Raw genomic sequence first — 13,310 nt, forward strand, 5'->3', positions numbered from 1 at the left:
CATGACCGAAACCCTTCCCGAGACCGGCGACGACCTGTTCGCCGGCCAGCCGGTGCGCGTCGTCGAACGCGACGGCGTGCGCTACACCCTGCTGGGCACCGCCCACGTCTCCCGCGCCAGCGTGGAGGCCGTTGAAAAAGCCATCGACAGCGGCCGCTTCGATGCCGTTGCCGTCGAGCTGGACCCGCAGCGCCTGCAGGCGCTGAGCGACCCTGACACGCTCGCCAAGCTCGACCTGGTCGAGGTGATCCGCAAGGGCCGCGTCGCCCTGTTCGCCGCCAACCTCGCTCTGTCCGCCTATCAGCGCCGCCTGGCCGAGCAACTCGACATCGAGCCCGGCGCCGAGCTGAAACGTGCGGTGGAACTCGCCCGCGAACGCAACCTGCCGGTGCACCTGATCGACCGCGAGGTTGGCCTGACCTTCCGCCGCGCGTCGCAACGGCTGGGCTTCTTCGGCAAGCTGAAGCTGGTTGCCGGCCTCGGCGCCGGCCTGTTCTCGTCCGAGGAAGTGGGCGAGAACGAGATCGAGAAGCTCAAGCAGGGCGACATGCTTGAATCGAGCTTCGGTGAGTTCGCCAGCGAGAGCCCGGCGCTGTACGAAACCATCATCGGCGAGCGCGACCGCTACATGGCCACCCGCCTGCGCGAAGAACACGACCCGCGCCAGCGCGAAGTGCTGGCAGTGGTCGGAGCCGGCCACCTGGCGGGTCTGGCACGCCACCTGGAAACCGACACCGAGGCAGCGGCGCCGCTGCGCGCCGAGCTGGAGGCGGTGCCGAAGAAGCGCAACATCCCGTGGTTCACGCTGGGCATCCTGGCGATCGTGGCGACCGGCATCGGCGTAGGCTTCTACCGCGGCGGCCTGGGCGTAGGCACCGAGCTGCTGGCAACCTGGGCGATGTATACCGGCGGCCTGGCCGGCCTGGGCTGCCTGCTGGCCGGTGGTCACCCGCTGAGCATCCTCACCGCGATCGCGGTAGCCCCGTTCAAGCCGTTCCGCCTGAGCATCCCAACCGGCGCCTTCTCGGCACTGGTGGAAGCGCGTGTGCGCAAGCCAGCCTACGAGGACTTCCTGAAGCTGCGCGACGATGCGCAGAGCCTGAAGGGCTGGTACCGCAATCGCGTTACCCGCGTGGTGCTGACCTTCATGCTGACCAACATCGGCAGCATGCTTGGCCTGTGGCTGACCACGTTCAAGGTGTGGGGAAAGGTGGCGGGATGACGTCCCAGCGCTCGTGCCTATACTCAGCGTTTTAGGAAGGAACACTCCAATGGATGCATACGATGCGCTGATGCGCGATGGTTTCGTGGTGGTGCGCCAGGCCATCGCACCCGCGCTGGTCCAGGACATCAACGCGCGCATCGCGCGCTTCAAGCAGCGCAATCCAAAGGCGGTGTCGCGCAACCTGGACGAACACAAGCGCATGTATCGGGTCGTCAACCTGCACCTGGCTGTGGATGCGATGACCCGCCTGCTCACTGACAACCCGGCCATCGACGTCTGCGACCGGTTCCTCGGCGAACCGACCACGCTCTACACCAGCCTCTACTACGAGCGCGGATCGGAACAGTCTTTGCATCGCGATACGCCAGTGTTCTGCACCTCTCCGGGCGAGCGCTACATGGGAGTGTGGACCGCACTGGATGCGGTTGATGAAAGCAATGGCCCCCTTCGCGTGGTTCCGGGCAGCCACCTGTTGCCGCCGATTGACGTGCAGGCGCTGCGACGCACTGTCTTCGGCGACGGCCCGATCAGCGCCATGTCGCCGGAAGGCTGGACCGCCTATCAGGATGCGGTGGCGCGTCAATGCGAAGACGCTGGCCTGAAGCCGCAGTCGGTGCACGTGCAGCCTGGCGATGTGATCGTCTGGCACCCGCAGCTGTTCCACGGCGGCGCGCCACATCCCTCTGCCGGAACGCGTCGCAGCGTGGTCATGCACGTAACGCCGAAGTCGATGCCGGTGGGCCACATGGATGTTTTCTACGGGCAAACTCCTCCGCTGTCCAAAGCACCGTGGCGCTATTACCGGCGTGGCCAGCGTGAGATCGCACGGTTCGGGCAGGTGGATTTCGGTCACGAGTACACGCGCCGGACCTGGTTCCTGCGCAAGGCCTGACCCAAGCCGAAAAAAGGGGGAGGCCGCCCCACTACGACCGGCCTCCCCCACACCACAACACGTTGACGTGCATTACAGCCGGGCAGCGCCCGGCTCTACCATCTCCACTCCACGCGCGCGACGGATCAGCCGCGTCACGGCATTGCGCAGGTCATCGAGCACCGCGTAGATCGTCGGCAGGAACAGCAGGCTGACCACGGTCGAGAACGCCAGGCCGCCGGCAATCGCGCGCGCCATCGGCGAGTACTCCGGGCCATTGCCGAACATCTGCGTGTCGGTCAGCGAGATCGGCACCATCGCCAGGATCGCCGTGCCCATGGTCATCATGATCGGGCGCAGGCGTTCGCGTGAGCCTTCCACCAGCGCCTGGGTACGGCCCATGCCGCTGCGCCGCAGGTTGTTGATGTGCTCGATCATCACGATGCCGTTGTTCACCACCACGCCCATCAGCACCAGGATGCCAATGAAGGACATGATCCCGAACGAGGTGCCAGTGATCCAGAAAAGCCAGAACACGCCGAAGATCGAGAACAGCACGCCGCTCATGATCGCCGCCGGGAACAGCAGCGACTCGAATACCGCCGCCATCACCACGTAGATCATCACCAGTGCGATCAGCAGGTTGAACACCATCTGCTGCATGGCCTCGTCGTCGTTGCCGTAGTCGCCGCCGTCGAAAGTGAAGCCATAGCCGGCCGGGAAGTTCATCGGCTTGAGCACGGCTTCGATCGCCTTGCGCCCATCCGGCGCGGTGACCTTCTCGGCCAGGTTGGCCTTGATGGTCAACGTGGTCTGGCGGTTGGTGCGGCCGATCTGGGTGGCGGACGAACCAACGTCCACGGTGACCAGGCTCAGCAGCGGCACGCTGCGGCCATCGCCGGTGCGCACGCTGAAACCGGCCAGGTCTTCCGGGCTGCTCTGCTCGGCGCCGGCAAAGCGCACCCACACCGGCACTTCATTGTCACCGCGACGGAACTCGCGCATCGGTGCGCCGCGCAGCGCCAGGCCGACGAAGCTGGCCACCTGTTCGGCGTTGAAACCGAACGCTGCGGCACGCTCACGGTCGACGCGTACCTTCAGCTCGCCGCCCTTCTCGCCGTTGTCGATGCGCACGTCCCGCAGTTCGGCACGCTGCGCCAGCAACGGCACCACTTCCTGGCCGATCTCCTGCAGCATCGAGCTGGAATCGCCCACCAGCTGCACCTGCACGCCCTGGTTGCCGCCACCCCCGCCATCGCCGCCCTGGTTGCCGACGAAATAGTCGGTGCGGGCGGACTTCGGCAGGCCCTTGCGCAACTCTTCCTGCAGCGCCTTGATGTCCTTGGCGTACTTCTCGTCCAGGGTGACCACCGTGGAGCTGCCTTCCTGCTCGCTGTACCAGGAGTACACCTGCTTCACGTGCAGGCGCTCGCGGTTCTGGTCGATCCAGCTCTCCACGCGTGCCACTTCCTCGGACATCTGCCGGTAGGTGTAGGCGCCCTTCCACATGTAGCCGATGAAGATGTCCTTGCCGCCCTCGCCCCCGAACATGTCGACCTTGGTCAGCTTCATCGGCACCAGGCTGACCAGTACCACCAGCAGGATGCCGAGCAGGCTCCAGCCGCGGTGGTGCAGCGACCAGTCCAGCAGCTGCGCGTAGCGGCGCTGCAGCCGCGCGATCAGGCCGGTCTGCGAGTGCACCAGCTTGGGCGTGGCCATGCGTGCGGACAGCATCGGAATCAGGCTGACCGCGACCAGCCACGAGGCCAGCAGCGAGACCGAGATGGTGATCGCGATCTGCGCCATGAAGATGCTGATGTTGTTGGTCTCGCCGAACAGGTTCGGCACGAACACGATGCAGTGGCACAGCGTACCGGCGCTGAGCGCGATGGCCACGTTGCGGGTGCCGATGATCGAGGCCAGCCGTGGCTGCCCCGGCATGCGCTCGCGCTCCTGGTAGATGCTCTCCACCACCACCACGGCGTTGTCGACCAGCATGCCCACGGCCAGCAGCAGGCCCATCATGGTCAGGATGTTCAGCGTCACCCCGACGAAGTACATGAAGCCCAGGGTGATGGTGAAGCAGATCGGAATGGCCAGGGTCACCATCAGCGTCGACGGCCAATGGCGCAGGAAGAAGAACAGCACCGTCACCGACAGGATCAGGCCGACCGCACCGGCTTCGGCCAGCTCCAGCAGCGACGAGGTCACCGCCTTTCCCTGGTTGTCGATCACCTTGATCTGCACGTCGCGCATCGACGGCTGCGCGCGGATCGCCTCGACTTCGGCCAGCGCCGCACGCGAGACGTCCACCAGGTTGGCACTGCGCTCCTTGAAGATGTCCAGGCCCACCGCCGGGTTGCCGTCCAGGCGGCGCCCGTAGTTCATCCGTGCAGGCTTCAGGCGCACGTCGGCGATATCGCCCAGGCGCAGGCCCTTGGCGTTGATCACCAGGTCGCGCATCTCCTGAAGGTCGGTGATCTCGCCCACCGGCTGCACGCGCACGCGCTGGCCGTTGTCGTCGATCTGCCCGGCCGAGATCGAGAAGTTCAGCGTGCGCAGGCGCTCGCTCAGCTCGTTGATGCTCAACCCATGCGCGTTGAGCCGGTTCGGATCGATGGCGATCTCCACCTCGTTCGGCGGTGCACCGGTGATGTCGACGCGGGCCACACCGGGAATACGCTCGATGCGCCGTTTGAATTCACGGTCGAGCATGTCATAGGCAGTGGTCAGGTCGGTGGTACTGGCCAGGCGTACCTTCAGTACCGGCTGGTCACTGCTGGACCACTTGAACACGTTGTAGCGCTGCAGGTCGTCGGGCAGGTCGCTGCGGATCGCATCGATACGCTCGCGCGCGTCGGACGCGGCAATGGCAATGTCGCGGTCCCAGTCGCTGAACTCGATGTAGATCAGCGCCGCCTCGGAGGTGGCCGATGAGCGCATGCGTTTGATGCCGGTCATCGTCGCCAGCGACTCCTCGACCGGGCGGATGATGGTCCGCTCCACTTCCTCGGGCGTCGAACCGGTGTATGGGATCTGCACGAACAGGAACGGCGCGGAGATGTCCGGCAGCGCCTCCAACGGCAGCCGGAACGAAGCGATCAGGCCGATCACCACCAGCGACACGAAGCACATGATGGTGGTGACCGGGCGGCGGATGGAGAACTCGGCAACGCTCATGCCGGCTCCTCCACACCTGCCGTGCCGCCCTCGTCGCCATGCAGGCCTTCACCGGCATGCTTGCGGCCGCGCTCACGGTAGTAGGCGTCGCCGCGACGATCCATCAGGTCGTACACCACCGGGATCACCAGCAGCGTCAGCAGCGTCGACACCAGCAGGCCACCGATCACGGTGATCGCCATCGGTGCACGCACTTCGGCGCCCTCGCCCATGGCCACCGCCAGCGGCAGGAAGCCGAACAGCGTGCACAGCGTGGTCATGATGATCGGGCGCAGGCGCGAGCGCGCACCTTCCACCAGCGCCTCATGCTTGGCCACGCCGGCTTCGCGCAGCTGGTTGACCTTGTCGATCAGGATGATCGCGTTCTTGGTGACCAGGCCGACCAGCAGGATCAAGCCGATGAACACCACCACCGAGATGGGCTTGCCGGTCAGCATCAGCGCCAGGATCGCGCCGACCAGCGCCAGCGGGATGGTGAACAGGATCACGAACGGGTGCAGCAGCGACTCGAACTGCGAGGCCATCACCAGGTAGACCAGGAAGATCGCCAAACCAAAGGCGAAGATCAGCGACTTCGCCGCCTGCGCCAGCTCCTCGCCCTGGCCACCGATGTGCAGGCCAACGCCCGCACCCAGCGGCTGCTCGGCCACCATCTGCTGCACTTCGCGCATGGCTGCGCCGAGGTCGATGTCGCGCAGGTTGGCCGATACCACCGCCACCCGGGTCTGGTCGGCACGATGGATCTCGCTGGGGCCGGTGGTGGCGACCACGTCGGCCACCGCGTCCAGGGTGACCGGGCGGGTGCTGCCCGGATTGACGATCAGCCGGCGGATGCTCTCGACGCTGGCGCGGTCACCTTCCTGGGCACGCACCAGCACGTCGATCTTGCGATCACGGAAGCTGTAGCGGGTGGCGACGTCGCCGCGCACCTTCTTCACCACCACGTCGGCGATCTGGCGGGTGGTCAGGCCCAGCGCACCCGCGCGCTCCTGGTCGAAGCGGATCTGGATTTCCGGGAAGCCCTCTTCCACCGTCGACTTCACGTCGGCGTAGTGCGCATTGCCGCGCAGCATCGCCGCCAAGCGCTGGCCGGCCACTTCCAGGGTCGCCATGTCCTGCCCGCGCAGTTCGATTTCCAACGGCGTGGAGAAGCTGAACAACGCCGGCCGCGCGAAGTCGACCTGGGCGCCCGGGTGCTGGCTCATGGTGCCGCGCAGGCGTTCGGTGATTGCCGCTTCAGTGCGCGCGTTGCCACCGCCTTCCATCACCACAGTCAGCTTGCCGATGTTCTCGCCGCTTTCGGTCGGACTGGCATCCAGCCGGGTGCCGCTGCCACTGACGCCATACAGCGAGGCCACGCCCTCCTCCTTGCCGTGCGCCAGCTGCAGCTCGCGCACCAGCGCATCGGTCTGCTTCAGCGGCGTGCCGGCCGGCAGCTTCACCGTCATTTCGAACCGGTCCTGCGCCAGCTGCGGAATCAGGTCCGCGCCAAGCATCGGTACCAGCGCCATGGTCGCCACGAAGATGATGGCTGCCACGCCCAGCACCTTGCCGGGATGCGCCAGCGCACTCGGCAGCAGGCGCAGGTAGCCTCGCTCGGCGCCTGCATAGGGCTTCATCGCCAGGTCGCTGGCCTTGCGCATCACCGGGCCGACCACTGCCACCACGCCACGCCACACGCGCACGACAAGCCAGGCCAGCGCATAGAAGCTCCAGCGCACGCTGGCAACCACGCCACGGCGGCCCAGCGCGACCGGCTTCTGCCAGCGCTTCTGCGGCTGCCATGCTTCGTTCGGCGCCTCTTCCGGGAACGCCAGCGGTGGCCGCCCCTTCAGCGAGCTCAGCATCGGGATCAGGGTCATCGACACCAGCAGCGAGATCGCGATGGCGATCGCCACGGTCAGCGCCTGGTCGCGGAACAGCTGTCCGGCAATCCCGTCGACGAACACCAGCGGCAGGAACACGGCGATGGTGGTCAGGGTTGAGGCAACCACCGCCATGCTCACTTCGCGGGTGCCGGCAATGGCCGCCTGCAGGATGCCCAGGCCACGCTCGCGGGCCTTGGCGATGCTCTCCAGCACCACGATCGAGTCGTCCACCACCAGGCCGGTGGCCAAGGCCAGGCCGCCCAGCGACATCACGTTCAGGCTCAGGCCGAGCTGGCCCATGAAGAAGAACGTGGCGATGATCGATACAGGCAACGACAGGCTGATCACGAACGTGCTCCAGCCATCGCGCAGGAACAGGAAGATGATCAGGATTGCCAGCAGGCCACCGATCACCGCGTCCTTCTTGACGTCGGCGATGGCGTGCTCGATGAAGCGCGACTGGTCCTCGATGGTGGTCAGCTCGACATCGGACGGGAACGTGCCCTTGATCTGCTCCAGGCGCTTGCGCAGCGCTTCGGCGGTGGACACGGTGTTGGCGTCGCCTTCCTTGTAGATGGCCAGCTCGACCGATTCCTTGCCGCCCAGGCGGATGATCGCTTCACGCTCCTTGTAGCCCTGCCGCACCGTGGCCACGTCCTTCAGGCGTACCGGCACGCCATTGGCGACCACACTGGAGCCACCACCGGACGATGCGCTCTGTGCCGCCGACGCGGCGGCGATGGCTGCAGCCGAACCAGTCGACGCGGCGATGTTGAACATCTGCTGCAACGCCGAGTCGGCTGCGCTGCCATTGGCGGCCTGGGTGGTCACCAGCAGGTTGCGGATTTCCTCGAGGTCGGCGAACTGGTTGACGGTACGCACCAGGAAGCGCTGGGAGCCCTCCTCCAGGCGGCCGCCGGAGATGTTGATGTTCTCGTCCTTGAGACGCTTGATGACGGTGTCGATCGGCAGGTTCAGCTGCGCCAGCTTCTGCTGGTCGATGTCGACCTGGATCTCGTCTTCCAGGCCACCGCCCACCTTCACTGCTGCCACGCCGGTGACCGGCTCCAGCTTCTTCTTCAGGTCTTCATCGGCATAGCGGCGCAGGCCGGTCAGCTCGCGGACCGCATCGGCATCGCTGGTCGGCGCCGTCTTGTTCGACAGCACCAGGCGCATGATCGGCTCGGTGGACGGATTGAAGCGCAGCAGCACCGGAGCCTTGGCCTCCAGCGGCAGGTTCAGCGCTTCCATCTTGTCACGCACCTCCAGGCTGGCCTGGTCCATGTTGGTGCCCCAGGCGAACTCCAGCACCACATCGCTCTGGCCGGTGCGCGAGACCGACTTCAGCTTGCGCAGGTTCTTGACCACGCCCACCGCTTCTTCAACCGGCTGGGTGATCAGGGTTTCGATTTCGGTCGGCGCCGCACCGGTGTATTCGGTGCGCACGGTCAGCGTCGGGTAGCTCAGGTCGGGCAGCAGGTTGACCTTGAGGTTGCCGAGCGCGATCAGGCCGAACAGCAGCAGCGTGACCGTGCACATGGCGATGGTCACACGGCGACGCGTGGCGAATTCCACCAGGCCGCCGCGCATGCCGGCGGCGGCGCCGTCGCTCGCCGGCGAGGCACCGTGGTCGTGGCCCGGAGCAGTCATTGCTTGCTCCCGGCCTTGTCTGCGGGCTTGGCGGCCGCCGCGACCGCCTTCGCCTTCGGATCGGCGATCACCTGCACCGTGGTGCCGTCGCGCAGGGCGACCTTGCCGGCGGTGACCACCTGATCACCGGCCGCCAGGCCATCACGGATCTCCACCCACGGGCCCTCGGCGTAACCCAGCTTGACCGGAATGCGTGCGACCTTGCCTTCGCGCACGCGGAACACCGCAGGTTCACCGTCATCGAGCAACGCCAGGCGCGGCACCACCAGCGCATCGGCACGCTGGTCGTAATCGATGCGGATGCGGCCGAACATGCCGGGCTGCAGCGCGTGGGCGGCGCCATCGAAGGCACTGACCACGCGAAACGTGCCGCTGCCCGAGTCCACCACCGGCGCGATGCGGTCAACGGTGCCGGTGAAGCTCTGGCCCGGCAGTGCGTCGGCCGCCAGCGTCACCGGCTGGCCGGCACGCAGGGTGGCCAGCTCACGTTCGGGTACGTTGAGCGTGGCCTCCAGCCGCGAGTTGTCAACGATGCGGAAGATCGGTGTATTGATCTGCACGAAGTTGCCGGTCTTGATCGAGCGTGAGGCGATCACACCCGAGATCGGTGCCACGACCGTGGTGTAGGACAGCTCCAGCGTAGCCAGGCGGTACTGCGCACGGACGTTCTCCAGGTCGTAGCGCAGCTGGTCGACATCGGCAGCGCTGACCATCTGCTGGCCGACCAGCTTCTGTGCGCGCTGGTAGTTGTTTTCCAGCTTTCGCATCTGCGCTTCGCTCTGCGCCACGGCCAGGCGCGCGCGGTCCGGGTCCAGCCGCACCAGCGGCTGGCCGGCGGTTACCCGCTGCCCTTCCTCGACCAGCACCGCCAAGGCCACGCCGGAGGTTTTGGCGACCACCTGCGACTCTGCACGTGGCTCCAGCGCCGCGGTGCCGGTGTAGCTGGCTGCGACCGCACGATGGCTGGCCACCGCCACTTCGACCGGGACTGCGTCGACCTTCTTCTCCTCCTTGGTCTCGGCAGCCTTGGCTTCGGAATTGGGCCCTGCGGCGCAACCGCCCAGCAGCAGGGAGGTGGAGATCAGCAGTGCGGCAGCGCAGATTCCGCTGCGACGGCCGGACAGGAAGGTTGGGTGCGACATCGTCAGGTCCCTGGAGGATGCGTGGACAGGTGTGGTAGCAAAGTAATGCACCACTTCACGGCAACACCATATCCCAAAGGTCATGGTGTCTTCACGCCGCTGGTCGGCCCGCCCCCATTTCAGCTAGATGAAACCTGAGGCTATACTCGGGTCGTTCCGTACCCCACGCCGGAACGACCAGACCCGAATCCCCGGAAACGACACCATGCGCCCGCAGCCGCTCGCCGCTTGTCTCGCTCTGGCCGTCCTCCTGCCCCTTGGGGCCGCCGCACAGCCCGCTCCCGCTCCTGCCACACCCACCCCGGCGCCTGCCGCCGCGCCGGCGCCTGCCACGCCCACCGGCAACTTCGACAATGGCCGTGTCCTGGCCTACACCTGCCAGGGGTGCCACGGCATCACCGGCTACAAGAACGCCTACCCCAGCTACCGGGTGCCGAAGATCGGCGGCCAGACCCAGCAGTACCTGGCCCAGGCCCTGACCGAGTACCGCCAGGGCAAGCGCCGGCATCCGACGATGCAGGCGCAGTCGATGAGTTTCAGCGAACAGGAGATCGCCGATCTCTCTGTTTACCTGTCCACCGTCAAGTAAGGCCCGCCCATGTCGAAAGCCGCGCATCCGATGCGTCACGCCATCGCCCTGTCCGTTGCCCTGCTGCTGGCGGCCTGTTCGCAGTCGCAGGTGGAAAACAGCGAGAAATCCGCCGCCGACCCGGGCCATGCCAGCGGCGAACACGGCTCTTCGTCCTCCGCCGGCCTGCCGGCAGGCCGCGAGGCCGCCGGTGAAGCCCGCGCCAAGGTGAAGGGCAAGGCCACCAACCAGAGCTGCATCGACTGCCACGGGGCCGATGGCAATGCGCCGATCGATCCGACCTATCCGAAGCTGGGTGGGCAGTACGGCGACTATCTGGCGCATGCGCTGCAGGCCTACCGCGCCGGCGACCGCCAGCATGCGCTGATGACGCCGCAGGCGAAGGACCTGAGCGATCAGGACATCGCCGATCTGGCCGCGTATTTCGGTAGCCGGCCGAGCCAGTTGCGGGATCTGCACGGGGTCAAATGACGGCCGGCCCCCGGTGGGTGCGGACCCTGGTCCGCACGGACCGTTGATTGGTGGGTGCGGACCGTTGGTCCGCACAGATCCGCATATCCACGCATGGCGTGGATCTACTGATTCTTCATCCGATCAATCGGCGCACTTGGCGCCGACCGATACTCAGCCTTCCAGCTCTTCCCAGCGCGCGTACGCGGCATCCAGCTCGGCCTGCACCTTGGCCAGCTGCTGGGTGTGCGCGGTCACTTCCGCACTGCTGCGGGTATAGAACGCCGGGTCGTTCATCGCCGAGGTCAACCCTTCGACGTCGCCTTCCAGCTTCTCGATGGTCTTCGGCAGCTGCTCCAGCTCGCGTGCTTCCTTGTAGGCCAGCTTGCGCTTGGGGGCAGCCGGGGGGGCAGCGGCCGGGGCGGCGGCCGGCGGCTTGGCTGCGGGGACCGAGGCAGGCGCCGCGATGCTGGCCGCATAACGCTGCCAGTCGCTGTAGCCACCGACGTACTCGCCGATCACGCCGTCGCCTTCCATCACCAGCGTGGAGGTCACCACGTTGTCGATGAAGTCACGGTCATGGCTGACCAGCAGCAGGGTGCCGGTGTACTCGCCCAGCAGCTCTTCCAGCAGCTCCAGAGTTTCCACGTCCAGGTCGTTGGTCGGTTCGTCCATCACCAGCAGATTGGACGGCTGCGCGAACAGCTTGGCCAGCAGCAGGCGGTTGCGCTCGCCACCGGACAGGCGGGTGATCGGCGCACGCGCGCGTTCCGGGGTGAACATGAAGTCCTGCAGGTAGGCATGCACGTGCTTGCGCTTGCCGTTGAACTCGAGGAAATCGCGGCCTTCGGCCACGTTCTCGATCGCGCTCCAGTCTTCGCGCAGCACCGCGCGGTACTGGTCGAAATAGGCGATCTGCAGGTTGGTGCCGGCGTTGACTTCGCCCTTGGCCGGCTGCAGCTCGCCCAGCAGCAGCTTCAGCAGCGTCGTCTTGCCGCTGCCGTTGGGGCCGATCAGGCCGATGCGGTCGCCGCGCATGATGGTGGTGGTGAAGTCGCGGACCATGGTGCGCTCACCGAAGGCGAACGAAATATCCTTGACGTCGATGACCTTCTTGCCAGAGCTGATGCCCTGTGCGGCTTCCATCTTGACGTTGCCGCTGAGATCACGGCGCTGCGAACGCTCCACGCGCATCGCCTTCAGGCGGCGCACGCGGCCCTCATCGCGGGTGCGGCGCGCCTTGATGCCTTGGCGGATCCAGACTTCTTCCTGCGCCAGCAGCTTGTCGAAGCGCGCGTTTTCCTGCGCCTGCGCGTTGAGGCGCTCCTCTCGGCGACGCTCGTAGTTGGCCCAGTCGCCCGGCCAGCTGGTGACCTGGCCACGGTCGATCTCGACGATGCGGGTGGCCAGTGCACGCAGGAAGCGGCGGTCATGGGTAACGAACACCACGCTGCCGCTCCAACCCTTCAGGAACGCTTCGAGCCAGTCGATGGCTTCGATATCGAGGTGGTTGGTCGGTTCGTCCAGCAGCAGCACGTCGGGGCTGGACACCAGCGCACGGGCGAGCAGCACGCGGCGCTTCATGCCGCCGGACAGGCGGCCGAACTCGGCTTCGCCGTCCAGGTCGAGCTTGGTCAGGGTTTCGCTGACGCGCTGATCCAGGCCCCAGCCGTTGGCGGCGTCGATCTTGGCCTGCACGTTGCCCAGTGCTTCGCCATCAAATACTTCGGCGTGGCTCAGGTGATGGAATTCGGCCAGCCACTGGCCCAGTTCACCGAGGCCATCGGCGACGACGTCGAACACCGAGCCGGCGGCGCCATGTGGCACTTCCTGCTCCAGGCGGGTGACGCGCACGCCCTGCTGCACGCGGACTTCCCCGTCATCGGGCTTGTGATCGCCGGACAGCAGCTTGAGCAGGGTGGATTTGCCGGCGCCGTTGCGGCCGATCAAGGCGATGCGTTCGCCCGGCTCGATCGACAGTTCGGCCTTTTCCAGCAACAACGGGCCGCCGACGCTGAAGTCGACGTTCTGCAGAGTAATCAGAGGCATCCGGATATTGTACGGGTTGGGGGCGTCGGCCGGGTTGCACCCGGCACCGGCGGTAGTGCCGGCCGCTGGCCGGCAACTTCAACGGCAACGTCAAAAGCTGGTTTCCTGTGGGATGCCGGGGCGGTGCGGGTCTGCAGGACACGCCGTAAACCCCTCCTTGGGGGCTCGATGGCGCCATCCACGGCACCAACGGTCCTGCAGACCCACACCGCCCCGCCTCTGACAGTTTCCCGCGATCTGTCGGAACGGCATTCTGCGCGGGTGGGTGTCGACCTTGGTCGACACG

At 66.4% G+C, this 13,310-nt stretch carries 8 protein-coding genes; 4 read left to right on the plus strand and 4 right to left on the minus strand.

What is annotated here, in order from left to right:
* Position 1: 1 nt before the first annotated feature.
* Complete coding sequence (locus AC5P7S_RS04105; protein WP_095377732.1) at positions 2 to 1,222, plus strand: TraB/GumN family protein; 1,221 nt, start codon at positions 2 to 4, stop codon at positions 1,220 to 1,222.
* A gap of 49 nt (positions 1,223 to 1,271) precedes the next feature.
* The gene (locus tag AC5P7S_RS04110; protein WP_005416223.1) at positions 1,272 to 2,117 is read left to right on the plus strand and encodes a phytanoyl-CoA dioxygenase family protein; all 846 of its coding nucleotides are present in this window, start codon (positions 1,272 to 1,274) and stop codon (positions 2,115 to 2,117) included.
* A 72-nt stretch (positions 2,118 to 2,189) separates the two neighbouring features.
* Here the strand turns inward: AC5P7S_RS04110 and AC5P7S_RS04115 are convergent, their stop codons facing one another.
* From AC5P7S_RS04115 to AC5P7S_RS04125, 3 genes are read right to left on the minus strand one after another with little or no spacing between them, the layout of a single operon-like run.
* Complete coding sequence (locus tag AC5P7S_RS04115; protein ID WP_069137840.1) at positions 2,190 to 5,276, minus strand: efflux RND transporter permease subunit; 3,087 nt, start codon at positions 5,274 to 5,276, stop codon at positions 2,190 to 2,192.
* On the minus strand, positions 5,273 to 8,794 hold the full coding sequence (locus AC5P7S_RS04120; protein ID WP_095377733.1) for an efflux RND transporter permease subunit: 3,522 nt from the start codon (positions 8,792 to 8,794) through the stop codon (positions 5,273 to 5,275). The genes AC5P7S_RS04115 and AC5P7S_RS04120 overlap by 4 nt, the downstream gene beginning before the upstream one ends.
* Entirely contained in the window at positions 8,791 to 9,936 is a 1,146-nt protein-coding gene (locus tag AC5P7S_RS04125) for an efflux RND transporter periplasmic adaptor subunit (protein WP_005416220.1), read from the minus strand. Before AC5P7S_RS04125 ends, AC5P7S_RS04120 begins: the two co-directional genes overlap by 4 nt.
* Before the next feature lie 205 nt (positions 9,937 to 10,141).
* Here AC5P7S_RS04125 and AC5P7S_RS04130 point away from each other — a divergent pair, with 205 nt between their 5' ends.
* Positions 10,142 to 10,525: a c-type cytochrome gene (locus AC5P7S_RS04130; protein ID WP_005416219.1), complete on the plus strand. Its 384-nt coding sequence runs from the start codon at positions 10,142 to 10,144 to the stop codon at positions 10,523 to 10,525.
* Between the two features lie 9 nt (positions 10,526 to 10,534).
* Entirely contained in the window at positions 10,535 to 10,996 is a 462-nt protein-coding gene (locus AC5P7S_RS04135; protein ID WP_005416218.1) for a c-type cytochrome, read from the plus strand.
* A 153-nt stretch (positions 10,997 to 11,149) separates the two neighbouring features.
* Here AC5P7S_RS04135 and AC5P7S_RS04140 read toward each other — a convergent pair whose 3' ends face one another.
* Positions 11,150 to 13,024 (minus strand): ATP-binding cassette domain-containing protein, encoded by a 1,875-nt coding sequence (locus tag AC5P7S_RS04140; RefSeq protein ID WP_095377734.1) that lies wholly within the window; start codon positions 13,022 to 13,024, stop codon positions 11,150 to 11,152.
* Positions 13,025 to 13,310: the final 286 nt, after the last annotated feature.

This window comes from Stenotrophomonas sp. YJH_SMC_32, from assembly GCF_059369975.1.